Raw genomic sequence first — 26,941 nt, forward strand, 5'->3', positions numbered from 1 at the left:
ATTATGGCTAGTATAAAACATAAACTACGAATCGTTCTATCATTTTTTTTCTTGATATATTTAACGTCCTGTCAAACTCCGAAAGAAGAACCTATAAGTTTTCCTAAAAAAGAACAAAAAAAAATTGAGATTGCAATTTTAATGCCAAATCAGGGTCCTGATAGTATTGTTGGGACACAATATAAAGATTTAATTAAAATGGGACTTAAAGACGGAATCAAAGCTTATATACATGTTACGTCTTACGACGGTTCAGACGAAAAAAACGTTTTAGCCGCTATGGATAAAATAGTAGCGCGTAAAACTAAGATTATTTTAGGGCCTCTATATTCTAACTTTACCTCTCTAATAGCCGAAAAAGCAAAAGCTAATGATATTATTATTATAACTATGTCAAATAACCCGGCTCTTGCAGAAGATAAATTATTTGTATTCGGTCATGCGCCTTTAAAACAACTGATACGTATTATCAATTATTACGCAAGTAACGACCATAAAGATTTTATGGCATTATTGCCTAAAGGGAAGCATTCGCAAACTATTAGTCAAGTAATGCAAAATATATTGATTCAGAAAAATGCATCATTATCACGCACCGAATTCTATGAGGATAATCCTGAATCTATAGCAAAAGCCGCAAGAAATATTTCAGACAATACCGATATTATAAATGAACGTAGTGACACAACAAAACCGGTTATTTATCTATCAGATGATCCAAAAAATTTAAACCTACTTGCCGATAGCATTCGTAAATATAATTTAGATAAAAAAGCTATTTTAATCGGTGATAATCGTATTGATATCGATTACCCTGAAAATATCGATATTAGCTTTACTGGTTCTTTAAATTTACTCAATAGCAACGTTCTGGATAGGGCAAAAGACTTAGGTATTAACCATATGGGCTTCATGCATCTTCTTTCTTATGATTTAGGACGTATGACTGCAAACTATATAGGCAATGAATTTGCATCTGAAAGGTTTTTAAATAGAATGAACAGTAGACAACCTTATATAGGTTTATCCGGTAATATTCATTTCATCAATGGAGTAGCACAGCGACGGTATGACATTATTAGGAAAGAGAATAGTGTATATTCTACTGTTTCAAGGGATTAGGGCACTGTTATTTGTCATCCCGTGGCTTGCCACGGGATCCAAAAACTAACTTAACATACTAACAATTTTAGTATTTTTAATTGGACCCCGTGGGACCACGTGGTCAAGCCACGGGGTGACACTAAAGATCAATTATTTATTTTTATCATTATCACTACCATCGTATTTCATGCCGTCTTTAAAAGCTTTAAGACCTTTAGCTAACTCGGACATAACTTGAGGTAATTTACCGGCACCGAATAATACAAAAATAATTAATAAAACTATTAATAAATGGCTAAAGCTCATTCCCATGATATTTTTGCTGTATAAGTTAAAATTTTATTATATAAGATATTATAGCTCTAATCTAGAATAAAATAATTAAAGCAATGTTTACTAAAAAACAATTTTCAGAATTTTTTGCTACTTTTTTTTATATCGGAAAAATAAAATACTGTCCAGGCACTTTTGGATCGATTGTCGCTTTCCCTCTCACTTACTTCTTAATATATTTTATTGTTAATAATAAAATAATTATTCTTTTCTCAAATCTTACTCTCGGTGAAGCTCAACTTGTCAGTATATTTATTATAAGCTTTAGCCTATGTTTGATACTCTTAATACTCGGCACTTATTTTACTAAAATATATTTAAATTATACAAATTCAGAAGACCCAAAAGAAGTGGTAATTGATGAAGTAGTAGGGCAAATGCTAACTATCGTTTTAGTATTTTTTTCTGCTTTATTTGCTAACGAATCGCATTTAATTAAATATTTTAGTCCACTAACAATAAATATTATATTACTTTTCATATTACCTTTTTGTTTATTCCGATTTTTTGATATAGTAAAGCCCTGGCCTATTAATTGGTTTGACAAAAATATTAAGGGCAGTATCGGCGTTATGCTTGATGATTTGCTAGCCGCAATATTTGCTGCGGTAACTCAATACGCAACTATATTCGTATTAATAGATAATGTGAGTAAGTGAAAAGGTAGTATACGAAGATCAACTTGAAAAAGAGTAAGGAATCTACAAGACGAGGAGCGACAGCAGTACTTAATACGTGAGCACCCTCGTCCTTGTAAGATGACGTAGCTAATTTTTCAAGTTCATCGAGTATAACATAATATTATCATTGACTAATTTCTAATATAATAATATGATACGACAAATATTTATTAATTTTTAAAGAGATAGTTTTCATGTTCGCAGTTATAAAAGCAGGTGGAAAACAATATAAAGTAGACAGAAATAGTATTATTAAAGTTGAAAAAATTGATGGAGAACTTGGCTCTAAAATTCAGTTTGATCAAATTTTAATGATTGGCGAATACTCAAAGCCTTCCTTTATTGGTACTCCAATAGTGAAAGGGGCTGTCGTTACGGCTGAAATTACTAACCAACTTAAAGATAATAAAATTATAGTCTTTAAGAAAAAGCGTAGAAAAAATTATCGTCGTAAAGCCGGTCATCGTCAAGAACTGACGGAATTAAAAATATTAGATATTACCAAACAATAATAATAACTTAAAAGGAATTATAAAATGGCAACCAAAAAAGCCGGTGGTGGTTCTAGGAACGGAAGAGACTCGGCAGGTCGCAGGCTGGGAGTTAAAAAAGCCGATGGACAATATGTAATACCCGGTAATATTATAGTCAGACAACGCGGCACAACAATTCATCCTGGAACGAATGTAGGGCTTGGTAAAGATCATACAATATTTGCTTTGATAGAAGGTAGAGTAGAATTTTTAACTAAGCGAAGTCATAAAATTGTTAATGTTAAAGAAATTACAAGTGCCTAAGAGGCCATCTGTAAATAAACTTTAATTACTAATTAAAGTTTATTTACAGATGGACTTTGAGAGTATTGTAGTTTGATTTACTAGTATCACATGGAACAAAAAATGCTTTTATGGCATTGTTGTGTAGGTACATAGGTGTCAACTTAAGGCTCGATGTCATTCACGCCTACGCAGGCATGACATCGAGTGAGAGTGTTTTGTTAATCCACTAATAATACTGATAAATAGGCTCCCTTTAGTTATGGCCTTAATAATTCAAAAGTTCGGTGGCACTTCCGTTTCAAATATTGATAGAATAAAACAAATCGTCCCTATCATAAAATCCGAAATAGCTAAAAATAACCAAGTAATTGTAGTAGTTTCGGCTATGGCAGGTGTTACTAATCAACTTGTCACATTATGTAATGAAGTATCAAGCCTTGACAATATTTCTCAATTTGCAGAATATGATGTAGCACTTTCGAGCGGTGAAATAGTCACAGCCTCATTACTAGCACTAGCTCTTCAAGAAGAAGACATAAAGGCACGATCATTTCTAGCTTGGCAATTACCGATTCTCACCGATAATAATCATAGTAAAGCTTTAGTAGAATCAATTACTACAGATTTACTAAAAAAATATTTACAGTTAAATATCGTCCCTATAATAGCCGGTTTTCAAGGAATTAACAAATCCAATAGGTTAACCACTTTGGGCAGAGGAGGATCCGATACTACTGCCGCCTTAATCGCTGCAGCTATGAAAGCCGATAGATGTGATATTTATACCGATGTAGAGGGAATATTTACTGCTGATCCAAGAATTATTCCACATGCAAAGAGAATAAAAGCAATAGATTTTTTAGAAATGTTAGAACTAGCATCAAGTGGAGCAAAAGTATTACACCCTAGAGCCGTAGAGCTGGTAATGCGGTATAAAATAGATATGTGTGTTCTTTCAACATTTTCACCGAATACAGAAGGTACGTTAATTACTTCAAAGGATAAAAATATGGAGAATGGAATTATTAACAGCATTACTTCTAATAAAAATTTATTAAAAATATCTGTAAAGAGCATTTCTTTAAGTTTTTTGCAAGTTGCAAATATTATTACACAAAATAATAATCATATTGAATTTATGCAAGAGATAAAAAATAATGAAGAATATAGTTTTATTATAAATTTAACCGATAAAAATAATTTACAAGCTTTACTTACTAATTTAAAAAATGATAAGCAGATACAAGATTTTACTTTTGATGCAGAAATTGCTACAATCTCTCTTATTGGTTATGGGATTAAAAATGATTGTAAAGTACTTGAAACGATATTATCAAAGTTAACGAAAGATAATGTAAATGTTAACATGATACAATTATCAGAAGTTAAAATTACCTTATTAATAAATGATCAAGATGCAGAAAAAACAATTTTTAATTTATATAATCTTTTTAAAATATCTTAGATTCTGCATCTGCAATTTAATTTATATCTTAAGTTATTTTATGTTAAAATTATAAGATTTTGAAAAGGCATGGTTTCTATTTCAGAAAATTTTATAATTTGTGACAAAAAAAGTTAAAATAGATTAATGTAAATTTCATATATCAGACCTAAATACTTAATGAAATATCTTAAATTTATTATTTTCATTATAATTATCTTCTCTTTACTATTTATTAGTTATATATTAATAAATAAGTCTAATAGGTTATCTATGAAGTTATTTTAAAGCTTGAATTCTTTTTTGCTATAAAATCTCTTTAATTATCAATTAAAATAACTTCATAGATAACCTATTAAAAATCATAAATGCTTATCATTTAAAAAATTATTTTAACTCTCAATTTTTAGGAGTAAATTTTACAGGAAAAAATAATGAGCGAAGATATAAGGTCAAAAGAAAAATTTAATTGGATTAACGATGTATCAGAAACAAATAAAGATATTCTAGAAGAAATTAGAAATAATATTAAAAAATTTGTACTGAATATATTAGAAACAGAGAATATAACCCCGTATAAGTTAAGTGAAAGAACAGGTACCCATGAAACAGCATGGAAAAATTTCCTAGATGGTCGTACAAAAATGCCTGAGATGAGAGCAATTGTTGCTCTTGCCGATTATAAAAATGTTCCGCTAGATGAAGTAATAGGAAGAGATATAAATAAAGAAAAAAAGATAACGGTAGAAATAAAACAAACTCCGGAAATATCCGCATCTATAGCTAAACTACCAAAAGACATACTTCAAGAAGCTATGCTGATAGGAGAAAAAACTAGAGGATTTATGCATAAACCGACAACTAAAGAAACAAAATCTTTTGCTGAACAAGTTAAAAACTCTAATAAACCGAAAGGAAGGTCTCTATCTAAATAAAAATATGTTTTTCAATATTGAGCCTAATATCAAACCTAAAACCTTACTTGATATTCTAAAATGGAAAATAACTTCAAAACGACCAAAAGGGCCGACAACACTGCCACACTTCCACTGATATTCCACCAAAATAACTGATAATGAGACTATAAGGATATCCTATATAGGGCATATAACCTTTTTAGTTCAAATAGACGGTTTAAATATCTTAACCGATCCGGTATGGTAGGAGCGGGAGCTGGTTAAGCCTTGTACTTTTGCAGGACTAAAAAGAGTAGTAAAGCTTGGTATTAATTTTATCGATTTACCTAAAATAGATATTATAGTAGTAAGTCATAATCATTGTGACCACTTAGATATCAGAATAATTAAAGATTTATGGATAAGGGCTAAGCCTAAGATTATTACACCGCTAATGAATGACGTAATAATCAAAAAACATATTAGCGATGCAGAAATTATTACCTTGGGATGGGGAGAATCATATAAAGAACAAAATATTTATCTAGAACCGGCACAGCACTGGTCTGCGAGAGGAATATTTGATAAAAATAAAGCATTATGGGGAACTTTTATCATTAAAACTAAAATAAGAGAGATTTGTTTTATAGGTGATTCGGGTTATAGTGATACTCTTTTTAAAGAGATCGGAAAAAACATAATATTTTAATAAGCCTTATTCCGATAGGTGCTTATGAACCAAGATGGTTTATGGAACAGGTACATATGAATCCTGAAGCAGCCGTATTGACTCATTTGGACTTAGGCTCTAAATATTCTATAGCTAGTCATTTTAACGTATTTCAATTAGCTGATGAAGCCTTTAATTCGACTCTTTTGGAACTACGGCAAGCTATGAAAAAACATAATATTGGTAAAAATAAGTTTATTATGCCTGAAATAGGTGAATTTTTCCTATTTGATTAAAGGATATAAAATAATTATCGTGCCATAATAAACTTAATACCTAAATCTAATTTTTTTGCCAAATTTTATCGCAAGTAAGAATAGGATAATTTTTAAAGATAGCAAGAGCTATACATGCCCCATCTCCAAGTGATAAACCATAAATTTTAGTTGTATTAATTATATTTGCACTTAATTAGTGCTTGCTCAGGACAAAAGTCTATAATTTTGATATCTCATAATTTAATAAGAATTTTTGCAGTTTCTTCCGTTAAGCCTTGTTTTTCTATACAATATTTATAAACTTCAGCAATATTTACGCTTGCAATAACTCCATCTCTCATATATTTCTTAATCAATTGGTAACCATTTTCTTTAGCAAATAAGGCAATTAGTGTAGAGGCATTAAATATTATTTTGGACATTTTTTACTTCTTTTTTCTTCAATTCAATATTCCTGACGTCTTTCAGCAATAAAATCATCTACTATAGAAATATTTTTATCAATTTGATTTTTGATGAAAATCTTATGCATCTCATCAATTATTATTATCAACGCTAACGATTTTAATTTCACTATTTTCAATTTCTATGGTGATTTTTTCACCCGGATGTTATTAAATCTTTCTCTAATGGAAGCCGGTATAAGCACTCTGCCATGCTGGTCACTATTCTTTATATTATAACTCTAAATTAACATTTGTTATAATATGTCATTTTTAAGATAATTACAATTTATTACTTATGTTTATTTGTCGTTTTTTAGATCTTGATTTAATATAGTATCCTTACTAAACAACATCGTCATAGAATAAGCAAGTACGGCAAACATACAAAGATATAAAATCGGGAATAGGTTAAACTCAAATGATTTTATTACCTTTGCACAAATATAATTAGTAGTACCAGACATTAACATTGAACCGATATTATGTCCTAAACTTATAACACGGTAACGTTCCTTAACTCCAAAAGACTTAATAACTATACTATGAGCAAGAGCATTAAAAGGAGCAACCGATGCAGCTAACATTAAACTAGCTGCAAGCCCTAAATTAGTCATTTGATATTTTACTGCTATCACCAAAAATACACTTGCTGTAATAGTACATATAAATGCGATTTTTAATACTGAATTAACTCCTAAGCTGTCAGCAATAAAGCCGGCAATCGGCATGCAAACACCAAAACATATTACTATTAATACTGAAAAAGAACTCATAATAATACCGACTGAAGGTAATACGATTGGTAAATATTGCTTCATAAAGATGATTGCAATTTGATATGTTGCTCCAAAACCTCCGGCCAAAAATATTAACCGTGCAATATTTTTCCATTGCTTTTTAATTATAGAGCTAAGTTTTTCAATAGAATCTTGGCTATGATGTGCTTGTTTAAACTCCGGTGTTTCATCAAATTTCCGGCGATAATAAAGAGTTATTAATGCAAGCGGTAAACTTAGTAAAAATGGAACACGCCAACCCCACTCCGGAAAAATATGAGAATTGAAGAAATTAGTTGCACCAATCCCGCATAATAAACCCATTACTCCTGTACATCTAGTTATTGCAGAGGCAGTAAATCGGTATTTTGCTCCTAAATGTTCAATAACATAAATCGCTGCACCGTCATATTCCCCTCCAATAAAAATACCTTGCATCAAGCGACATAAAACTAAAATTATCGTACTCCAAACTCCTATCGAAGAATAATCAGGCAATAAACCTATTATTAAGGTAGGTATTACAATACCGATAATCGTAAAACTTAAGGCTTTTTTCCGACCGTATATATCCCCTATACGTCCAAAAATATAAGCCCCTATAGGTTTTGATAAATATGCTGCTGCATAAATGGCAAAAACATTTACAAGCTTTGTTAACGGATCAGTACCGGCTGAAAAGAATTTATCTGCGATAATTGCCGCTGAAAAACCATATAAACTATAGTCGTAATATTCAATGATAGTGCCTAAAAAAGCACCGAGAACTTTATTGCTTGATTTTGTTTGTTTCATTTTAAAGCTGATTTGTCGTTTTGTGGTGTCATCCGGCTTTGTTGCATGTGTCGCAAAACCTACTCGATGTCATCCCCGCGTAGGCGGGAATCCAGTAAAAAATATAAATCCAGCAAGTTTTTAAAAATTAAAAGCTCGATTTATCTCGTTTTATGCTGGATTCCCGCTTTTAGCTAGGAATGACATAGGTATATATGACCGCTTTGGCCGTTACTTAAAATCCTTCAAAGACCTTTATGTAAAGGTGGACTTTATATATCTAAACTGAATTAGTATTAGACAGGGACAATGTCCTAAAAGTTAGTGGTAGTCCTAGGTTAATATTAAGCTCACGAACCAAGCAGCCAAGAGCTAATATATCACTTTCCCATTTTACGTGCAAGGTTTTCTAGGTAACCTGCGATAGTAGTTAAGGTTTCTGCGAATTTTTCTTCGTCGGGATGATTTTTTTGAAGGCCGTTTTTATTAAGTGTTTCTGTTAGACTAGCTATTTCAGCTTGAGCAGTAAGTGATGCCATAACTAATAATAGCTCAAAAGAGGCTGTGGGACTACCAAGTTTAATTTCCGCTATTTTATCATTCAATTTATTCGCTAAAGATAGTAATTTTTCTTCATCCCCATTATTACAATATAATTGAAAGCTCTTGTTATTTAATGTTACCGTAACAATTGACATAATTATTTTTGCTGTTTTTTTATTTCTTCAAGTTCATTAATATAAATGTTAATTTGATCTAGCATTTTTATATAATTATCTTTTAATTCTTTATTTTCGTTTTGTAATTTGTTAACTTCATTTTGATGATTCGTTTGTGCCTGCAACAACTCATCAAGTTTATGCTCAACTTCTTCCATTAATCTCTTTAATATTTCACTATCCATTTTTGCCCAAGCATTAATTAGTTGCATTAATTATGAATGGATGATTTACAATAATAATTGATAACATTATAATAGATATAAGTATTAATTGTTTTTTACGTTTATAATTTATCAACGCCGTAGCTCTTTTATTACTTAATAATTTTTCGGTTTCGTTCTGTTTAGTAGCTTCTATTTGCTCTGCATTTCGATCTTTTATGTTCAGATAATCTAAGTATAATTTTAAGTAACCTTTTACGTATACTTTTCCCGGTAAAACATCAAAATCACCCTCTTCTAAAGCTACTAAATATTTTTTTCTAATTTTTAAATCACTAGATACCTGATTTAAAGTTTTACCCGAATCTAACCTAATTTGCTTAAGCATTGATGACATAATTTACTCAAGTTTTTGTAAGAATATTTCAAATTTCTTATTTGCTAAAATAATTATATTTAAGTCTATAGTTTCTTGAGATTTAATTTCTTTAATAAAATCAAGAAAATTTCTAACTAAGTTATTATTATCAATCCATAAATCTAAAGCAATAGTTGTTTTAGATTTATTAATTATTTTTATTAATAATCTACGTTGTTTGTCATATAAATCATCTTTTAGTGATTGAATACCTAAGCGACGCCAAAATGAATCGTTCAATTGCTTATCACAAGCTTTTCGTAACCAATCAAGACTAAACATATCGCTTATAGCAAAATAAGCTTTTGCTATCTCTGTATTATTTCCTGAAGTCTGTTTTGTTACATATATAATGTCAAATACTGAAATTAAATTGTCAAATGTAGCAATAGTAGCAGCAAATGATTCCTCTACCCCGCCAGTTGTATAATAATTTAATTTTTCTTCAAATCTTATTTTAGTTTCTCCGACTAATAAAGTACCTACCGTTTTTCTTAAGTTTTGTGCAGGAACTCTAAACTCTTCTATAGTTTCACTAATATTAATAGGATGTTTTAAATTTTTAATAAACCACGCAATACCCCGACGCATTAATTTCGTTATTTCGGTAAACATATCAATTTTTACATTGTAATCAATATTAGTAGGTAGCTTACTTATAGTTTTCCATATATAATCAAGATCAAAAATTTCACAAATAATGGTATATGACCTTATTATATCACAAAGAGGAGCCCCAATCTCATGCTTTACAATACTAATAAGAGGTCCTCCAAGCTGATTAATTATTTTATTTATAGTAACGGTTTTAATAATCTCATGTTTAAGAGGATGAGATAAAATTTCATTACGAAACTTTTTTTGCATCATTTTAGGAAAATAATCTATAAGATATGCATCAAAATATTTATCATGGGAAAAAGTAGAATTAATTAACTCATGATAAGCAGATCTCTTACTATATGATAGCAATACGCAAAGCTCAGGACGAGTTAATACTTCACCGCTAATAACTCTCCTATTTAATTCTTCTACAGTAGGCAAGAATTCATTTTCCCGCTCTAATACTTTTTCTTCTTCTAAAATATCTATAAATTGACTAAGTATATTAACGGTTAAAGTAGGAGATAATTGCATAATTGTTATTGCTTCAGTTTGCTTATGATTATCAAGCAATACTAATTCTTCAACTTGCTTCGTCATATCATTTAGGAGTTTATTACGTTCTTCTAAAGTAATTTTGCCTGAGGTTACCGCACTACTTAAAGCAATCTTGATATTTACCTCATGATCAGAACAATCAACACCTGCTGAATTATCAATAAAGTCGGCATTTATGCGTCCGCCTTTTTTAGCATATTCAACTCTACCTCTCTGTGATACCCCGACATTACCGCCTTCTGCTATAACCTTTGCTCTAATTTCTTCACCGTTACATCTAAGGTTATCATTTGTTTTATCACCGATTTCTAAATTATTTTCCGTTTTAGCTTTGATATAAGTGCCTATTCCGCCATTCCACAATAAATCAACATCTGCTTTTAAAATAGCTTTAATTAATTCTTCTGGTGATAATTCATTATCATTTATATCAAGTAATTTTTTAATTTCCGGTGATAATTTTATTAATTTACTGCTGCGTTCAAATACTTGGCCTCCTTTAGAAATAAGCTTAGAATCGTAATCGGACCAATTAGAACCCTTTAAATTAAATAAACGCAAACGCTCATTAAAACTTGATACAGGATCAGGGGTAGGATCAATAAATATATGTTTATGATTAAAGGCAGCCACCAACTTAATAGCCTCTGATCTTAGCATACCGTTACCGAACACGTCTCCCGACATATCTCCTATACCTACTACGGTGATAGGGTCTTGTTGAACATCTAATCCTAAAGTTTTAAAGTGATTAGTTACGGAAATCCAAGCTCCTTTGGAAGTAATAGCCATTTTTTTATGATCGTAACCTGTAGAGCCACCGGAAGCAAAAGCATCATCAAGCCAGTAATTATATTCTCTTGCCACACTATTAGCGTAATCCGAAAATGAAGCTGTACCTTTATCGGCAGCAACCACTAAATAAGGATCTTCTTTATCATAAATAATAACGTCTTTCGGATGTACTACTTTACCGTCAATGATATTATCGGTTATGTCTAATAAACCTCTCAGGAAATTCTTATAGCATTCTACCACTTTTTCCATATATTCATCACGAGTAAGCCCTTCCTCAGTAAAATGAACATAAAAGCCGCCTTTAGAGCCGACAGGGACAATAACGGAGTTCTTCATCATTTGTGCTTTCATAAGCCCAAGGACCTCAAGCCTATAATCTTCTGCTCTATCCGACCATCTAAGTCCTCCGCGTGATACGGGACTGCCTCTTAAATGAACAGCTTCAAAATTTCTAGAATAAACAAATGCTTCGGCAAACGGAACAGGTTTAGGTAAATCTGGTACTTTTGAAGAATCAAACTTAAATGAAAAAATATGTTTATGTGGTTGATAGTAATTTGTCCTAGTAATAGCATTAACTATACCAAGCATATTACGTAGTACTTTATCTTCACTACTCATCTCAACGGTTACTAAGTAATTATTTAGTTTATCTTTAATTACATCATAATTGTTATTGGGATGTTTAGGATTAAATTTTATATCAAATAGATTTACTAACATTTTTGTATATTCGGGATGTTTAAGTAACGTTAACTGTACATAACCTTTACCGTAACTAAAACCCGTTTGATGTAAATATCTTGTTAAAGCTTTAACGAGTTTAACTTGCTTCCAATTAAAACCGGCAAGCACTATTAATTGGCTTAAAGAATCATTCGCAAACATCCCAAGTGCCATTTTATCTAAGGCCTCTTCAACATTTATTTTTAATTCGGTAATATTATCTTTTACAGGTACAATAGAAGTTAAGATAAAATTATATATCCAGCTTTCTTTAATTTCGAGAGCCTCCTTAATTGTAAAAGTTTGTTCATCAATTGCTTTAAAACCTAAATTTTCGATTGGCGGCAATATGTTAGAAAGTGCAAGTTTTACTTTTGGACTATATATTTTTAAGGAAAATTCCGTTTCATTTACAGAAACTAGATTAAACATACATTCTTGTGACTTGCTTGCTTCCGTTAAATATTCAATATCTACTAAAGCTATTTCTGGAGAAAATTTTTGTCTATAATCTGCCGGAAAAACATTATAAAAAAGCTTTAAATTAATACCTGCTTGATATTCGCCAAATTTTTTAGAAAGCTTAAAATACAAATCTTCACTCCAACGTGTAGAGATACGATCTAAATCTTGCTGTATTATTTCTGCTTCAAAATTTATTTTATGTTCCCCTTGTGCTTCAAGCGTTACAAAAAGATAAGAAAAATTGCCGGCTACTTCGGTTATATAGTTGGATAAAATTTTACTCCCGAATTTTTCTGCTAAATAACAATCTATCATATTATGTATTTCAGACGTTAAACGTTCTCGTGGCAGAAAAATTATGATATTAAGAAAAGAACTCGACCAATCATATTGAATAAATAATTTAAGCTTCTTACTCATCATACTTGAGAGCATATGTAAACACATACAATATAAATCGCCTTGATCAATTTGTATTAAAGCTTCTCTCGGTAACGACTCCATTAAAATTCTTAACTTATCGGCATTATAACCGGATAATGCAAAACCGGCTTTCTCAATTACAAAATTAAATTTTTGTCGTAGGATTGGAATATCACTTACTGAATGGTAATACATATTTGAATTATATATACCAAAAATTATACTTCCCGAAATATATTCACCCGAAGAGTTAAATTGTTTCACTAAGATATAGTCAATTAAATTATCTGAATGGATAAGCGACGCACTATTTATTTTACCGAGTATTATTAATTGATTTTGATATAAAGGATTAGCAGAACATTTTATAATATCATCAATCTCGTCTTTTACTTCTTGCCATATTTTTGCTGCTCCTATTTCATTGGTTAATTTTAAAGATTTTACCTCAAAATCAAGAGTTCCTAATAAAACCAAATTATTCTTTTGTAACCAATTTAAGAATTCTTTAGCCTCTTCAAAATTTAATTTATCATTATTAATTATATTTTTAGATAAACCTTGTAATTTTGTAAGTAATTGCGGTAAATGGCTATAGCTTTGTTCTAACTCTTCTAATCTTTCATTTATAGCCTCAGTTAAAAATGTAGTAGTTTTATCGTCAAAATTTCCCAAAATAGTTAAATGTAGTATCGATTCTGATTTTTCATCCGACACAGAATTTTCTAATATTTTTTCTAATTCTCCTTTACTATTTCGGATGCAGTTTATTACCGGATGGAGTAAAAACTTAGTTTGTAAATTCATGTTTTTAAGCAGACATATAATAAAATCAACAATATGCGGTTTATTATCAAGTAATATCAAGACATTTATTGCCGGATCATGTTCTATAACCGTCTTTGTTATTGCTATTTTTCTTGCTCTTTCTACCCTTTGCTTAAAAAACTTAAAGGCTTCATCTGCAAAATTTTGAAATAATTTTTCTCTATTCTCAAAATCATAATCTATCGGAATATAATTTAAAAACTTTTGAACAAAATCTATATATATGGAACTTAACTCGCGTTCCGTGCTAAGTTCTAGAATTTTAGTTTTATAATTCGGAATTTGACAATTTAAACGGCTAAAGTTTAAAGGAGTTGTTTTTGATGCCATGATTTTCTCTAGAATAATAATAATAAAGTTATTATATTATATAAAATAACTTAAGCAAGAGGCATAGAAAATAAGTGGAAACTATATTTGCACAAAGCTCTGCATTCGGTAAAGCAGGGGTAGCGGTTTTTAGGATTTCAGGTCCTAAAAGTCTGGAAGTTTTGCAGCTGCTTACTGGTAAAAAAGACTTTAAGCCAAGATTAATGTATTACCAACAAATTATTGCCCCTGAAACCAAGGAGCTAATTGATAATGCTATGGTTGTTTATTTTAAGCTACCTAATAGTTTTACTGGAGAAGACGTAGTCGAGATTCATACTCACGGCAGTAAAGCTATATCTATTATGCTGATAAATACTTTGTTAAATATATCTGATATTCGTTTGGCAGAAGCAGGGGAATTTACCAAAAGAGCTTTTTTAAATAATAAATTTGATTTAACAGCCGCAGAGGGAATAACCGATCTAATTAACGCCGAAACCATTATGCAGCATAGGCAAGCAATTAGACAAGCAAGTGGCAGACTTGAAGAATTATATAATAACTGGCGTAGTCAGCTTTTAAAAATTATCTCTCTGCTTGAAGCTTATATAGATTTCCCTGATGAAGATATACCGGATAGCGTCCTTAACGACGTTAATAACATTCATAAAAACCTTGTAAATGAAATATCTAATTATCTTAACGATAATAGACGAGGAGAATTACTAAATAGCGGTCTTAAACTTGCAATTATCGGTCCACCTAATGCAGGTAAGTCTAGCTTATTAAACTTCTTAATGCAAAAAGACATAGCGATTGTCTCAAATATTGCAGGCACTACTAGAGATATAATAGAGGGGCATTTAGACATTGGCGGTTATCCTATTATTTTACAAGATACAGCAGGTATAAGAGAAGAAAGTAGTGACATTATCGAGCAAGAAGGTATAAAAAGAGCTATTAATTCTGCTAAAACAGCAGATATTAAAATTATTATGTTTGATGCCAAAAAATTAGATTCCTCTATAAATGAAGATATTACAGGTTTAATTGATGAAAATACTATCGTAATAATTAATAAAATAGACCTTATAGAACCAAGCAAAGTATTTTTAATTGAAGATAAATATAAATGCTTAAGAGTTTCGGTAAAAAATAATATTGCTCTTTCAAGTATATTAAAAAATATCGAAAATATTGCCGAAAATATGGCGGGCTTTACCGAAACGCCTTACATAACAAATCAACGTCATCGTCATTATTTAAAACAAGCTCTCTCACATTTAACGGCTTTTAGCTTAGATAATGATTTAGTTCTAGCAACTGAAGATATTAGAATGACAGCACGCTGTATTGGTGCTATTACGGGCGTTATTAACGTAGAAGAAATACTAGGCGAGATCTTTAAAAATTTCTGCATAGGGAAATAATGTCTTGTGATGCCCGCTTGGCATTGGTGTTATTGCATGGATCAAAAAACGCACTTGGTGTCACATCCCGTGGCTTTACCACGGGATCCAGTTAAAAATGTCAAATTATGTACATTATAAGTTATATTTCTGGACCCCGTGGTCAAGCTACAGTATGACACCGAATAGGCTTTCATAATAATAACCCATCTCAAACTCCTTTCTCATATATTAGTTTATTTTAACTTTATCTTGACAAAAACATCAATATACTCTAGAATCATGTTTTATGGTTTTATTAATTAAATTCAAGGATTCACAAGATGGCACCTATATTAAATATAAACTTAAACTGTTTCATGCCTATATTTGCAAATGAAATGGTGAGTAGCTTACCTGGAAATACAAAACATACTATTTATAAGTTAGGCAATACTATACTTTCGTCAGTATATAATACTGTTAAAGGAAGTTTCACTAACGGTTATTTAGTTGAGCATATCAAATGTAATTGGGCAGGAATCTCTAATCATTTAACAGATGTACCTAACGATTTATCAGCAGTAATTAGGGACTGTACAGGCATTAAAATCCCTATAAAATCTATTGCTACTTATGAAGACAATACTAGCGTTATTTTAGACGAAGGTAAGCACTTACTTCAAAACACTACCTTAGTAGAATTAAATGAATGCACTACCACTGAAGGCGAAGCTATTTTACAAGAGCATAATGCCAAAATGCTTGTTAATAATTTGAGAGATATTTTTAATCATTCGGCAATAACTTTGAACAATGCTCAAGAAGCAGGGGTAGAAATTTTTAATTTATTGAAGATACCAATCACATTCACTACTGATAATCTTAAGGTTATTCTAGATGCTTTCAACGTAACTTTGGACGATATATCCCCTACAGAAGTAGGTAAAAATATTTTAGATTTACTAAGTAAACCTTTCACTGTGGTCACCACTCCCACTACAGAAAAACCTACATATACCGGTGCTTATATCACCGCTACTACGGTATTAGGAATAATAAGTCTAGGTTTTGTAGCTAAATATGGATGGGATTGGTATAAGGGAAAAAATATAAAATATAAAAATTTAGAGTTAGCGGGTGAAAACATAAAGTTAGAGGGTGAAAACATAAAGTTACAAAAGGATAATATAAATCTTAACGCACTAATTGAATTTCAAGTTACATTAGATGAAATGATAGAAATTGGAAATTTAACAGATATACTTGCAGTACTAAGCAAAATTAATCAAGAGACGATAAATTTAGGTGGTCAATATTATGATATTGCTCCATTAAAATCAACAATACAAGGTCTAGATAAAGCAATTACAAAGTTAAATTCTGTCTCTAACATATGTACTAATATAAGTTCTTTAGGTAACACATTACATACAATATGTACTCTTCTTAAGGGAAAGGATACTTTTATTGCTATTAAATCTTTTGTAAATTTAATAAAAGAAGCGAGGGAACAGGATATTCAATCCGAAGCATACAAAAACTGTACTGATAAAATATTCGGGAGGCTACTTGAAATTGATGCAATCTCACTTGGAATTGATGAAACCTCAAGCGGAGAATATTCTTATATTTCAGAGTTACCAAAGCATGAAATATCATTATTAGCCGATGTCTCATCTAGCTTTTGAGGCATGGGAGTATAGAACGTTGTGAGTATAATAACAAACCATCATTAACTTTTTGAAAGTTATATATAAAATGATACTTGGAGTAGCAAAGTGCTATTTCGTGGTGTCGGAACCTCTGCCAAAAGTGAGAACATTTCTTACAAACCCGATGTAATCCTCGACTTCACGGTCGGGGAGATATTGGGTATGTTCAGAGCTTAAGGGTTACTATAAGCTTAAAACCTAGTGTGGCTGACTTGTGGCAGTTTGCGACCTCCTAGACTACCAAAAATTATGCTCATTGGTGGTTAAAAAACTTAAAGTATTTCAAATTAACCCTAGGTTATGTAAAGGAAAATCAATTTAATCTATTTTTGCTTTTTTAGCTACAAATTATAAGATTTTTTTAAATAAGGTATAACTATTACTGCAAAAATCTTATTAATTTTTCTTCACATAGCCTAGTTACTTTATAAGTTTAGGCGGTCAATAATTCTCTGTTGAGATTACTTTTTACCGGTTTTATTTTCTAAGGCGTTTTTAGCTATACATTTTACTTGCAACCTTATTTTCTTCCATTCCTGTTGCATTATTAGCTTCCGCTACTTGACGAGTAGGTCATTCAGCAAGATTCGTATGTATAAATTTTAACTGAAATAGCAACACGCTATTTCGGGGTTTCAAAGCCTTTTGTAAACGTGGTTGGTATCTACCATTGAATGATACCATCCTCAACTTTATTAAGGTTGGGGTGATAATAGCATATGTCCAAGGTTTAAACCTAAAAGCTATTATAAACTGTCGTTTACGGTTTATCTGAACGCACCGTGTAACCAAACTTCAGATACATCGATATAAAAATATGCTTTGTCATGTTTTTCTCTCCTGTCCTATGTACGAGCTAAGGGGTTATTCACTTGATATTAATGGTTGATCGTGAATAACCCATTGCTCTATTGATTTTGTTCGGACCCAAATGAAGTAAGGAGTAACACATCGGGGCATGGGTTATTAATTATAATTAAATTAATAACCTGGCCACCATCGTTACCTCCTTACAGTATCTAAAACTATACTTCATTTTAAATACTTATTAAATACATAGACCATCATAAAATATTTTGTGGTGGTTAGAACTTAAAAATCTAAGTTTAACTAAACGTGGTAAATCAAAATGACTTCCACTAAAAAATAATAATCTTTCTAACACTACTTTGAAATTCTGAAGATCGTAAGCGTCGTAGATAACTCCTTAATTCATATTGTTGGCACAACAGTTTCATTATATTAAAAACCCTAGAAAAAAGCTCGTTTGATCATGCTATTTTACAAGAGCTGATTAATCAAATCGTATACGAGCCTAAAGGAACCATTACTGCTTTTATTGAAGATAAATTATTAAACACTCCAAATAGTATAGTCCTATTTTCAGTAATTGGGACTTTATATTGACTTGGATTAATTAAAACGGCAATATATATATAAAATCTTATACTGAGTTAAAACTTTGTGAATCAATACTTGACGATTTTTTTTAAGTATTGCGACCTTTAATCTTAATTTTTATATTTCAGGATAAATGATAGAGCCGTTAGTAAAATAGCTTTAATTAGCTTTAAAATTATTTTGTTAACAGTCCTATAGTATGCTAAGATATTGCTTTTAAAAACAAGTGATTATCAGTGTCAAAATTCTCATTTAATATTCATCATCAGCATAAAAAAGCTAGAAGCGGTATTATCGCAACTGCACACGGTGAAATTCGTACTCCGGCCTTTATGCCGGTCGGGACTAGAGGAACTGTTAAGGCAATGTTGCCTGAATCGGTAGCAGAAACCGGAGCTGATATATTACTCGGGAATACTTACCACTTAATGCTTCAGCCAAGTGCCGAGCGTATAGCACGCCTTGGCGGTCTGCATAAATTCATGAATTGGGATAAGCCTATATTAACCGATTCCGGCGGTTTTCAGGTAATGTCGCTATCGAAGTTACGCAAGATAACCGAAGAAGGAGTAAGTTTCAGCTCTCATATTAACGGTGATAAATATATGTTAACACCTGAGCGTTCTACCGCAATACAATATCTGCTCGGTAGCACGATCACTATGGCTTTTGACGAATGTATGCCGTACCCTGTTACATTTGAAGAAGCTAAAACTTCTATGCAGCTTACAACTAGATGGGCGAATAGATCACGTAATGCCTTTGTTAAGCGGGCAGGCTACGCACAATTCGGTATTATTCAAGGTAGTGTTTACGAAGAATTACGTGAGCAATCAGCTAAAGATTTAGTAGAACTCGATTTTGAGGGTTATGCTATAGGCGGGCTTGCAGTGGGTGAGGGGCAGGAGCTTATGTTTAAAGTGCTTGATTATGCTCCTGATTTTCTTCCGCAAAATAAGCCGCGTTATTTAATGGGAGTCGGTAAGCCTGCTGATATTATCGGTGCGGTTAACCGAGGTATAGATATGTTTGACTGCGTAATTCCGACACGCTCAGGACGCAACGGTCAGGCTTTTACAAAATACGGTACGGTAAATATCCGCAATAGCAAATACGCAGGTGATAATGAGCCATTAGAACATGATTGTCCATGTCCTGCTTGCACTAATTACACGAAAGCTTATCTGCATCATTTAGTTAGAATCGGTGAGATACTTGGTTCTATGCTAATGACCTGGCATAATTTAACATATTTTCAAAACCTCATGAGCCGTATTAGAGAATATCTTAAACTAGGTAAAGATTTTGATTTTGATTCTTAATAAGCCCTTAGTTGACTAATTATAAAACGTACTTAAATAGGTTATGTTATGGAAAAGGTTTATGTAGATCATACTTCAGTGATTGTAGATAGACAAAAACAAAAATCGGTGGCTATTATATCGCTTGAAGATCATAATTCTATAGAAGAAACTTTATATTTGTTAAAAAGTCTTAAGAATGCTGAAAGACTAAAGCGAGCAATTAACGATTTTGAAGAAAATAAAAATTTTAGAAACAGATACTCAAGCCGTTATTGCGAGGAAATTATGGAGTAATTGACGAAGCAATCTAGTAAAAATTCTGATTTACAGAATTTTTTTATTATTTTTCCTGGATTGCTTCGTCTAATTACTATGTAATTCTTCTCGCAATGACGGAAAACCGGTCCACCACGCAACAACGCCTCCTCGCAATGACAAAATTTATAGTTATTGAGCAATGTAAATTAAAAATATAAACTACTAATGCAAAATATTGATTTAATATCTGAAGAAGAAGCAAAAAAATTACTAGAAGAACTAAGCTGTAAAATAGCAGCGTATAATCATGCTTATTATATAGAGGATAATCCTTTAGTTTCAGATGCCGAGTATGATCAGCTAGTTAATATCAATCTAAAATTAGAGCAGAAATTTCCTCATTTAGTTTTAGAAAATAGTCCTAGCAAGGAAGTCGGGGCTAAAATAGCAAATAAATTTGCTAAAGTTACGCATCAAGTGCCTATGCTATCTCTTAGTAATGCTTTTGATGAGCAAGATGTAAGAGATTTTGTAGACCGTATAAAAAATTTCTTACGCCTTGATGAGTTTGCTCCTATCTTTTGTGAACCTAAAATAGATGGCTTATCTTTTGCTGCTATATATAAAAACGGGCTGCTTATAACAGGAGCAACCAGAGGTGATGGATATGTCGGTGAAGATATAACGGCAAATATTAAAACAATCAAAAATTTTCCTCATAAAATAGATAATGCTCCGGAATTTTTAGAAGTACGAGGGGAAATTTATATTGAAAAACAAGATTTTTTAAACCTAAATGAAGAACAAGAAGAGCAGGGCAGAGATCAATTTGCTAATCCCCGTAATGCTGCTGCCGGTTCGCTTCGTCAGCTTGATACTTCTATTACGGCTAAACGACCGCTCAAATATTTTGTCTATTCAGGTGGAGTAACTGAGCAGAATCTGGCTTCTGCTCAAGATCAATTACTTACAAAATTAAAAGAATTTGGTTTTAGCGTTAATGAAATATCTAAGCTTACAAATTCCGAAGAAGAAATTTTGGCCTTTTACGAATATTTAAAAACAAATCGAGAAAATTTACCTTATGAAATTGATGGGGTAGTATATAAGCTAAATGATTTTGCACTACAAAATAGAATGGGTTTTATTGCTCGATCTCCACGTTTTGCTACCGCTCATAAGTTTCCCGCAATAATAGGACAAACAAAACTGCTCGCTATTACTGTGCAGGTCGGTAGAACCGGTACGTTAACGCCGGTAGCAGAGCTTGAGCCTATAGAAATAGGCGGGGTAACCGTTAGCAGAGCAACGCTGCATAATTTCCAAGAAATCGCACGAAAAGATGTGCAGATTAAGGATTACGTATTCTTGCAGCGTGCCGGTGACGTTATTCCTAAAATCACGGGAGTTGATATAGAGAAGCGTCCTAATGATACAATAGCATTTGAAGCTCCTTTATTTTGTCCTTCATGTAATTCTAAGTTGTATTATGTTCCTGAAGATATTATTATACGCTGTGATAACGGTCTTAATTGTCCAGCTCAGAATTATGAGCGTATACGCCATTTTGTGTCAAAAAATGCGATGGATATTGAAGGGCTTGGGCGTAAGCAAGTTGAGTTTTTAATAGATAAGGGGTTGATTAGTAATCCTCTCGATATTTTCTTTTTAAAAGAAAAAAATGAAGCTAGTTTAACAAAACTTGACAATATGGATGGATGGGGTAAAAAATCAGTAGAAAAGCTTTTTAAAAATATAGAAAAATCAAAAAATGTTAGCTTGCCAAGATTTATATATGCACTAGGCATAAGGCATATTGGTGAACAAAATGCTAAATTACTTGCTAGAGAATTTGGCAGCTATAATAATTTTATAGCTCAAATGGAATTGCTTAGCAGAAACGATTCGGATATCTATCAAAAACTAAACAATTTAGCAGGAATCGGTTATAAGATTTTAATAGATACTATTGACTTTTTAGACGTTAAAGAAAATATCCAGCTTATCAAAAAACTTGGTGAAATATTAAATATTGAAGATTATAAAGAGACTAGGGAACAAAGCAGTTTAACAGGTAAGATAGTGGTATTGACCGGTAGCTTACCGACGATATCTAGAGCGGAAGTTAAAGCAACAGCTGAGAAGCTTGGAGCTAAAGTTGCAGCTAGCGTATCATCGAACACGGATTTAGTCGTAGCAGGCCTTGATGCAGGCATTAAGCTTAAAAAAGCTAAAGAGCTTAATATTAAAATTATTGATGAAGAAGAATGGCTTACGCTTATAAAAAACGCTTAGGAAAAGCAACTGTTGGCATGTTTTGCAACAGTTCAAATAGAAGGAGAAAAGAGCGTAGAAAGACAAATAGAATATTATAATTTAGATGCAATAATCTTAGTAGGATATAGGGTCAATTCTAAGAGAGGAATCGCTTTTAGAAAATGGACTACTAACTTACTTAAAGAATATAGTATTATTTACATTGCTTTTACGAAAGATTGCACAGTAAATTGTACTATGATATAATAAATATAAAGAGGCATTTATGGGGCATAGTATTGTTATCCCTGATGATTTAAATAATGAATTAACAATTGTAGCTAAATTAGAGGAAATGCCTAAATCTAAGCTGATACGAGAAGCAATTAAAAATTATTTACGTGAATTAAAAGAAGATAGAGAAGATACAGAAATTGCTTTAGCAAGAAGCAATAATCCAAATAAAAAATTTTATACTGCAGAAGAAGCAACGGAATTCTTAAAAAAGAAATATGGTTTATAAAGTATATGCTCTATGTCATTCCCGCTTTTGCGGGAATGACATAGAGTTATGCAAGCGAGCTGGTCATAGAAGTGAAATTTATGATTAATTTAAAATGAACTATCGTCATATTTATAATGCAGGTAATTTTGCCGATATAGTCAAACATTTAGTGCTAATTAGCATTTTAGAACAGCTTAAGAAAAAGGATAAACCTTTTGCGGTTTTAGATGCTTTTTCAGGTCTTGATCTTTATGATTTAAACTCGGAAGCGGCTTCTAAAAATCTAGAAAGCGATACGGGAATTAATAAATTACTGCAAGCTACTAATCCTATCCTTGAACTCTTACAAACTTTCTTAAATATAGTAAATCTAGCAGGACAAAATCATTATCCTGGCTCACCTTTTATAATTAAACAATTATTAAGAGCAAATGATCGTTTAATTGCCTACGCACTTCATCCAAGCGATTATTTAACTTTAAAAAAATTATTACCAAATGATACGCATAATATAGATGCTTATAATGCGATTAAAGCTTTTCTACTATTTAAAGAGAATAGAGGGTTAATTCTTCTGGATCTACCTTTTGAAGTAAAAAATGAGTTCCAAAAATTACTTGCAGCACTTAAAAAAATTAAGCTACGAGTTCTTAATAATCCCGTCTTAATTTGGTATCCTATAAAGGATTTACCTTTGGTCCGTGATTTTTACCACAATTACAAAAATATCGGATTTAACGAAGCTATAATTATTGAGTATGAGCTTTTAAATAGTGATAAAAATATGGTAAAGTGAGGATTAATGTTAATTAATCCTCTAAATATTATAGGAGAATTAGAAAAATTAACGGGTTATTTAAGCAATATTTTAAACTTAAAATTTACGTATATTTACTTTTAATGTCTTTTCAAAAATATATCTTTTTACTGTTTATAGTTTTTCTTGTTCAAGGTTGCAGCAGTATTAAAGAATCTAGTGATACTACATTACTTTCTACTACTTCATCTCAATTAAAGCAAAAATATAAAATCAGTCATGCGGATTTAATAGTACAGTATGATTTAACAAACAAAAATAACAAATGTATATATGCAAAAAACTTAGGTCTGATAATTAATAACCCTAAGCAGAATAAGATTTTTTTACAAAAATTCCATAATAAAAACCCGACAGAATTTAATAAAGCAGCCGCAATAAAAATAGCTGATATAAAGGCAGTTGTAACAAAATTAAATTCAAAATATAAGTTTCTCTCTAAACCGGAAGCTAGTTATTTTGCAAAAAAACAGACTCATAGGAATAATATTTCAGAACTAACTAAGCTTGATAAGATCATTAGCACGATACCGCTTATGATGCCGGAATATGAGCCGAAAATTACTAGCCATTACGGAACTCGGAAAAGTCCTCATAAAAAGAAAAGAAAAAAGAAATGTTTCCATAGCGGTATTGATTTACAAGCTAAAAAAGCAGCACCGATATATGCAGCAGCAAGCGGAATTGTTATAAAAGCCGCTAGAGCACCTGATTACGGGAATTTTATTGAGATTAAACATGGACGCAAATTTGTTACGAAATATGCTCATTTAAAGGAAATGTCAGTTAAGGAAGGCAATAAAATTAAGCGGGGTCAATTTATCGGTATACAAGGAAGAACCGGTAATGCAACGGGTGAACATTTGCATTTTGAAATTCTACTAGATAACAAAGCAATCAATCCGTTGGACTTTATTTTTAACTGCCGTAAATGTTGATAAATAGGTTTTATTGTATAGTTTTATGTCATTCCCGCGTAGGCGGGAATCCAGTAAGACATATAAAAAACAAGTTTTTTATATGTCTATTTTACCAAATATGTAACTTCTATATTAATATTGAAGTTAATTTTTCTGGATCCCAGCCTACGCGGGAATGACATAGAGTAGGTTGGTCGATCCATGCAATAATACAAATATTAACCTAATTTATATATAATATGATCAAACTTTTATATCCTAAATTTTGGCAGAAGCGAAATATTATAGCTTATTTGCTTTTGCCTATAAGCCTTATATATAAATTTTTAGGCTATTTACGAGCTAGTTTAGCACGTCCTATTATGTTGCCTGCTAAAGTTATTTGTGTCGGTAATTGTAGCGTAGGAGGTACGGGTAAGACACAGATAGTAATGTATCTAGCCAAATTACTGAGAGCTAAAAATGTAAGTTTTGTAATAGTAACTAAGGCTTATGGTAGTAACCTTAAAAGTGCAACTACCATACATCAAGGACATACAGCATTAGAGGTAGGAGATGAGGGAGTAATACTTGCAAAGCATGGAACAGTTATTGCTACTAAAAATATTAAAGAGATTTTACCATTAATTAACGAGCTTAAACCTGATATAATAATAATTGATGATTTCCTACAAAATCCTTATTTTTATAAAGATTTTACTATAGTTTCAGTAGATAGCCAAAGGCTTTTCGGCAATGGCTTTCTAATTCCTGCAGGGCCTTTAAGACAATATCCAAATAAAGCCCTTGATGCAGCTGATTTAATTTTTTTAGTCAGTAGTACCAATGATAAAATACCGAATATTTTAACTCCTTATGTCAATAAATTAATAAATGCTCAAATAGTTCCTTCAAATAATATAGATAAAACTAAAAATTATTTTGCTTTTAGCGGTATCGGTAATCCTGAGCGTTTCTTTTCGACTTTAAAAAATTATGGACTGAATATAACCGGTTACAAAATTTTTCCTGATCATTATAATTATTTACAAGCAGATTTGGAAAATTTATATTCATTAGTTAAAGAGCATAATACTACCTTAATTACTACAAGAAAAGATCATATTAAGTTCAATGATTTAAATAATAATATTGTCTGTTTAGATGTAGAACTATCTATAAACAACCCTGATTTATTAAATGAAAAAATTTTTAAAAAAGCTCAGATATTTAATTGAGTATTTTATCGTCGTTATATTCCTTAAAGTAATAGGAATATTCGGTGTAGATAAAGCAGCAGATATTTGTAGTTTTATAGCAAGAAAAGTCGGTATATTATTCGCCGTTAATAAAATTGCTAAACGAAATATTAAAGCAGTATTCGGCGATATATGTGATGTTGAAGAAATCATAGATAAAACTTGGGATAATTTCGGTAGATTCATCGGTGAAAGTGCTTATGTTAATAAAATGAGTGAAGCTGAGCTAGAACATAGAGCCGAGATAATAGGTATTGAGAATATTAGAAAGCTAGGAGAACAACCATTTTTATTATTTAGTGGTCACTTTGCTAATTGGGATATTGGGCTTCATCTTCTGCATAAATCTTATTCGAAATTTGCTGTGATTTACCGTAAGGCAAATAATCCGTATGTTAATAAGTTAATTAATGAAAGCCGTGCCGGTGATAAATTAAGACTTATACCGAAAGGTCCTGAAGGTAGCAGAGCTTTAGTTAGGGCTATCAAGGATGGTGAATCTATTGTTATGCTTGTTGATCAAAAAATGAACGATGGAATTGAAGTGCCTTTTTTAGGGCATCCTGCTATGACGGCCAACGCCATCGCTAAAATTGCTTTGCAGTATAAATATACAATTATACCGTGTCAAATTATCAGAACTAAAGGTAGCTATTTTAAAGTAATAGTGCATCCGCAATTAAAGTTTGAGCAAACCGGCGATAATAAAGCCGATTGCTATAATATTATGCTGAATATTAATCAAATGCTAGGAGAATGGGTTAAGCAAAATCCTTCTCAATGGTTTTGGTTTCACAATAGATGGAAGAAATGAAACGTCATGAGCTAAGCGACTGAATGGTCCCACAGCCTCGGTGTCATACCGTGGCTTGACCACGGTATCCAGTCTTTTTTAATTTTTTTGGATTCCGTGGTCACGCCACGGTATGACAACGGTGGAATTGA

Annotated in this window: 26 protein-coding genes, 1 other RNA gene and 1 pseudogene; 19 read left to right on the forward strand and 9 right to left on the reverse strand. The window is 31.6% G+C overall.

The annotated features are described in order from the left end of the window. Positions 1-3: 3 nt before the first annotated feature. Positions 4-1,122 (forward strand): penicillin-binding protein activator, encoded by a 1,119-nt coding sequence (locus tag ACKTSD_RS02375; protein ID WP_412707834.1) that lies wholly within the window; start codon positions 4-6, stop codon positions 1,120-1,122. 132 nt (positions 1,123-1,254) lie between these two features. Here the strand turns inward: ACKTSD_RS02375 and tatA are convergent, their stop codons facing one another. Beyond that, complete coding sequence (gene tatA / locus ACKTSD_RS02380; RefSeq protein WP_412707835.1) at positions 1,255-1,416, reverse strand: twin-arginine translocase TatA; 162 nt, start codon at positions 1,414-1,416, stop codon at positions 1,255-1,257. 77 nt (positions 1,417-1,493) lie between these two features. Between tatA and ACKTSD_RS02385 the strand changes: the two genes are divergently transcribed. The 7 genes from ACKTSD_RS02385 to ACKTSD_RS02415 all read left to right on the forward strand — a co-directional run bounded on the left by ACKTSD_RS02385 (position 1,494) and on the right by ACKTSD_RS02415 (position 6,202). Further along, positions 1,494-2,096, forward strand: a complete 603-nt coding sequence (locus ACKTSD_RS02385; RefSeq protein WP_412707836.1) for a phosphatidylglycerophosphatase A family protein — start codon at positions 1,494-1,496, stop codon at positions 2,094-2,096. Positions 2,097-2,311: 215 nt separating this feature from the next. After that, a complete protein-coding gene (rplU, locus tag ACKTSD_RS02390) occupies positions 2,312-2,629 on the forward strand; it encodes a 50S ribosomal protein L21 (protein WP_004997480.1) in 318 nt (105 codons plus the stop codon). 24 nt (positions 2,630-2,653) lie between these two features. After that, the gene (gene rpmA, locus ACKTSD_RS02395; RefSeq protein WP_412707837.1) at positions 2,654-2,914 is read left to right on the forward strand and encodes a 50S ribosomal protein L27; all 261 of its coding nucleotides are present in this window, start codon (positions 2,654-2,656) and stop codon (positions 2,912-2,914) included. Between the two features lie 241 nt (positions 2,915-3,155). After that, on the forward strand, positions 3,156-4,361 hold the full coding sequence (locus tag ACKTSD_RS02400) for an aspartate kinase (RefSeq protein ID WP_412707838.1): 1,206 nt from the start codon (positions 3,156-3,158) through the stop codon (positions 4,359-4,361). A gap of 413 nt (positions 4,362-4,774) precedes the next feature. Next, a complete protein-coding gene (locus ACKTSD_RS02405; protein WP_412707839.1) occupies positions 4,775-5,275 on the forward strand; it encodes an XRE family transcriptional regulator in 501 nt (166 codons plus the stop codon). Positions 5,276-5,513: 238 nt separating this feature from the next. Beyond that, complete coding sequence (locus ACKTSD_RS02410) at positions 5,514-5,945, forward strand: MBL fold metallo-hydrolase (protein WP_412707954.1); 432 nt, start codon at positions 5,514-5,516, stop codon at positions 5,943-5,945. Positions 5,946-5,986: 41 nt separating this feature from the next. Further along, positions 5,987-6,202, forward strand: coding sequence for an MBL fold metallo-hydrolase (locus ACKTSD_RS02415; protein WP_412707840.1), 216 nt, complete (start codon positions 5,987-5,989; stop codon positions 6,200-6,202). Positions 6,203-6,417: 215 nt separating this feature from the next. On the opposite strand, the gene ACKTSD_RS02420 is transcribed toward ACKTSD_RS02415, so the two are convergent. The 8 genes from ACKTSD_RS02420 to ACKTSD_RS02455 form a co-directional block, all read right to left on the reverse strand. Next, the gene (locus ACKTSD_RS02420; protein ID WP_412707841.1) at positions 6,418-6,606 is read right to left on the reverse strand and encodes a PIN domain-containing protein; all 189 of its coding nucleotides are present in this window, start codon (positions 6,604-6,606) and stop codon (positions 6,418-6,420) included. A gap of 23 nt (positions 6,607-6,629) precedes the next feature. Beyond that, the gene (locus tag ACKTSD_RS02425) at positions 6,630-6,758 is read right to left on the reverse strand and encodes a hypothetical protein (protein ID WP_412707842.1); all 129 of its coding nucleotides are present in this window, start codon (positions 6,756-6,758) and stop codon (positions 6,630-6,632) included. 171 nt (positions 6,759-6,929) lie between these two features. Beyond that, entirely contained in the window at positions 6,930-8,201 is a 1,272-nt protein-coding gene (locus tag ACKTSD_RS02430; RefSeq protein WP_412707843.1) for an MFS transporter, read from the reverse strand. 191 nt (positions 8,202-8,392) lie between these two features. Further along, a non-coding RNA gene (gene ssrS / locus ACKTSD_RS02435) (6S RNA) lies at positions 8,393-8,551 on the reverse strand. A gap of 9 nt (positions 8,552-8,560) precedes the next feature. Further along, positions 8,561-8,878 (reverse strand): cell division protein ZapA, encoded by a 318-nt coding sequence (locus tag ACKTSD_RS02440; protein ID WP_412707844.1) that lies wholly within the window; start codon positions 8,876-8,878, stop codon positions 8,561-8,563. A 2-nt stretch (positions 8,879-8,880) separates the two neighbouring features. Further along, positions 8,881-9,084 (reverse strand): RP576a family tick cell line-upregulated protein, encoded by a 204-nt coding sequence (locus tag ACKTSD_RS02445; RefSeq protein ID WP_412707955.1) that lies wholly within the window; start codon positions 9,082-9,084, stop codon positions 8,881-8,883. Between the two features lie 13 nt (positions 9,085-9,097). Further along, on the reverse strand, positions 9,098-9,460 hold the full coding sequence (locus ACKTSD_RS02450; protein ID WP_412707845.1) for a helix-turn-helix domain-containing protein: 363 nt from the start codon (positions 9,458-9,460) through the stop codon (positions 9,098-9,100). A gap of 3 nt (positions 9,461-9,463) precedes the next feature. Continuing rightward, entirely contained in the window at positions 9,464-14,212 is a 4,749-nt protein-coding gene (locus ACKTSD_RS02455; protein ID WP_412707846.1) for an NAD-glutamate dehydrogenase, read from the reverse strand. Between the two features lie 74 nt (positions 14,213-14,286). Here ACKTSD_RS02455 and mnmE point away from each other — a divergent pair, with 74 nt between their 5' ends. The 11 genes and pseudogenes from mnmE to ACKTSD_RS02510 all read left to right on the forward strand — a co-directional run bounded on the left by mnmE (position 14,287) and on the right by ACKTSD_RS02510 (position 26,810). Then, a complete protein-coding gene (gene mnmE, locus ACKTSD_RS02460; RefSeq protein ID WP_412707847.1) occupies positions 14,287-15,624 on the forward strand; it encodes a tRNA uridine-5-carboxymethylaminomethyl(34) synthesis GTPase MnmE in 1,338 nt (445 codons plus the stop codon). A 302-nt stretch (positions 15,625-15,926) separates the two neighbouring features. Next, positions 15,927-17,273, forward strand: coding sequence for an SrfE family effector protein (gene srfE, locus ACKTSD_RS02465; RefSeq protein ID WP_412707848.1), 1,347 nt, complete (start codon positions 15,927-15,929; stop codon positions 17,271-17,273). Between the two features lie 1,661 nt (positions 17,274-18,934). Next, positions 18,935-20,020 carry a tRNA guanosine(34) transglycosylase Tgt gene (gene tgt, locus ACKTSD_RS02470; RefSeq protein ID WP_412707849.1) on the forward strand — a complete coding sequence of 362 codons (1,086 nt, stop codon included), beginning with the start codon at positions 18,935-18,937 and terminating at the stop codon, positions 20,018-20,020. Positions 20,021-20,068: 48 nt separating this feature from the next. Beyond that, a complete protein-coding gene (locus tag ACKTSD_RS02475) occupies positions 20,069-20,296 on the forward strand; it encodes a type II toxin-antitoxin system Phd/YefM family antitoxin (protein ID WP_412707850.1) in 228 nt (75 codons plus the stop codon). Between the two features lie 189 nt (positions 20,297-20,485). Further along, positions 20,486-22,555, forward strand: a complete 2,070-nt coding sequence (gene ligA / locus ACKTSD_RS02480; protein ID WP_412707851.1) for an NAD-dependent DNA ligase LigA — start codon at positions 20,486-20,488, stop codon at positions 22,553-22,555. Positions 22,556-22,567: 12 nt separating this feature from the next. Beyond that, positions 22,568-22,783 carry a RhuM family protein gene (gene rhuM, locus ACKTSD_RS02485; protein WP_412707852.1) on the forward strand — a complete coding sequence of 72 codons (216 nt, stop codon included), beginning with the start codon at positions 22,568-22,570 and terminating at the stop codon, positions 22,781-22,783. Between the two features lie 19 nt (positions 22,784-22,802). Next, complete coding sequence (locus tag ACKTSD_RS02490; protein ID WP_412707853.1) at positions 22,803-23,039, forward strand: ribbon-helix-helix domain-containing protein; 237 nt, start codon at positions 22,803-22,805, stop codon at positions 23,037-23,039. Positions 23,040-23,133: 94 nt separating this feature from the next. Beyond that, positions 23,134-23,922 (forward strand): annotated as a pseudogene (gene rlmJ, locus ACKTSD_RS02495) (23S rRNA (adenine(2030)-N(6))-methyltransferase RlmJ). Further along, the gene (locus tag ACKTSD_RS02500; RefSeq protein ID WP_412707854.1) at positions 23,922-24,776 is read left to right on the forward strand and encodes a M23 family metallopeptidase; all 855 of its coding nucleotides are present in this window, start codon (positions 23,922-23,924) and stop codon (positions 24,774-24,776) included. The pseudogene rlmJ and the gene ACKTSD_RS02500 overlap by 1 nt, the downstream one beginning before the upstream one ends. A gap of 221 nt (positions 24,777-24,997) precedes the next feature. Continuing rightward, the gene (lpxK, locus tag ACKTSD_RS02505) at positions 24,998-25,975 is read left to right on the forward strand and encodes a tetraacyldisaccharide 4'-kinase (protein WP_412707855.1); all 978 of its coding nucleotides are present in this window, start codon (positions 24,998-25,000) and stop codon (positions 25,973-25,975) included. Beyond that, positions 25,938-26,810 (forward strand): lipid A biosynthesis lauroyl acyltransferase, encoded by an 873-nt coding sequence (locus ACKTSD_RS02510; protein ID WP_412707856.1) that lies wholly within the window; start codon positions 25,938-25,940, stop codon positions 26,808-26,810. The genes lpxK and ACKTSD_RS02510 overlap by 38 nt, the downstream gene beginning before the upstream one ends. The last annotated feature ends 131 nt before the right edge of the window (positions 26,811-26,941 follow it).

Source organism: Candidatus Rickettsia kedanie (assembly GCF_045865205.1).
Lineage (GTDB): Bacteria > Pseudomonadota > Alphaproteobacteria > Rickettsiales > Rickettsiaceae > Rickettsia > Rickettsia australis.

Coding starts and splice junctions, on each gene's coding strand:
- ACKTSD_RS02375 (WP_412707834.1), top strand. CDS start 4: ATGGCTAGTATAAAACATAAACTACGAATCGTTCTATCATTTTTTTTC.
- tatA (WP_412707835.1), bottom strand. CDS start 1,416: ATGGGAATGAGCTTTAGCCATTTATTAATAGTTTTATTAATTATTTTT.
- ACKTSD_RS02385 (WP_412707836.1), top strand. CDS start 1,494: ATGTTTACTAAAAAACAATTTTCAGAATTTTTTGCTACTTTTTTTTAT.
- rplU (WP_004997480.1), top strand. CDS start 2,312: ATGTTCGCAGTTATAAAAGCAGGTGGAAAACAATATAAAGTAGACAGA.
- rpmA (WP_412707837.1), top strand. CDS start 2,654: ATGGCAACCAAAAAAGCCGGTGGTGGTTCTAGGAACGGAAGAGACTCG.
- ACKTSD_RS02400 (WP_412707838.1), top strand. CDS start 3,156: ATGGCCTTAATAATTCAAAAGTTCGGTGGCACTTCCGTTTCAAATATT.
- ACKTSD_RS02405 (WP_412707839.1), top strand. CDS start 4,775: ATGAGCGAAGATATAAGGTCAAAAGAAAAATTTAATTGGATTAACGAT.
- ACKTSD_RS02415 (WP_412707840.1), top strand. CDS start 5,987: ATGGAACAGGTACATATGAATCCTGAAGCAGCCGTATTGACTCATTTG.
- ACKTSD_RS02420 (WP_412707841.1), bottom strand. CDS start 6,606: ATGTCCAAAATAATATTTAATGCCTCTACACTAATTGCCTTATTTGCT.
- ACKTSD_RS02430 (WP_412707843.1), bottom strand. CDS start 8,201: ATGAAACAAACAAAATCAAGCAATAAAGTTCTCGGTGCTTTTTTAGGC.
- ACKTSD_RS02440 (WP_412707844.1), bottom strand. CDS start 8,878: ATGTCAATTGTTACGGTAACATTAAATAACAAGAGCTTTCAATTATAT.
- ACKTSD_RS02445 (WP_412707955.1), bottom strand. CDS start 9,084: ATGGATAGTGAAATATTAAAGAGATTAATGGAAGAAGTTGAGCATAAA.
- ACKTSD_RS02450 (WP_412707845.1), bottom strand. CDS start 9,460: ATGTCATCAATGCTTAAGCAAATTAGGTTAGATTCGGGTAAAACTTTA.
- ACKTSD_RS02455 (WP_412707846.1), bottom strand. CDS start 14,212: ATGGCATCAAAAACAACTCCTTTAAACTTTAGCCGTTTAAATTGTCAA.
- srfE (WP_412707848.1), top strand. CDS start 15,927: ATGGCACCTATATTAAATATAAACTTAAACTGTTTCATGCCTATATTT.
- ACKTSD_RS02475 (WP_412707850.1), top strand. CDS start 20,069: ATGGAAAAGGTTTATGTAGATCATACTTCAGTGATTGTAGATAGACAA.
- ligA (WP_412707851.1), top strand. CDS start 20,486: ATGCAAAATATTGATTTAATATCTGAAGAAGAAGCAAAAAAATTACTA.
- ACKTSD_RS02490 (WP_412707853.1), top strand. CDS start 22,803: ATGGGGCATAGTATTGTTATCCCTGATGATTTAAATAATGAATTAACA.
- ACKTSD_RS02500 (WP_412707854.1), top strand. CDS start 23,922: ATGTCTTTTCAAAAATATATCTTTTTACTGTTTATAGTTTTTCTTGTT.
- lpxK (WP_412707855.1), top strand. CDS start 24,998: ATGATCAAACTTTTATATCCTAAATTTTGGCAGAAGCGAAATATTATA.
- ACKTSD_RS02510 (WP_412707856.1), top strand. CDS start 25,938: ATGAAAAAATTTTTAAAAAAGCTCAGATATTTAATTGAGTATTTTATC.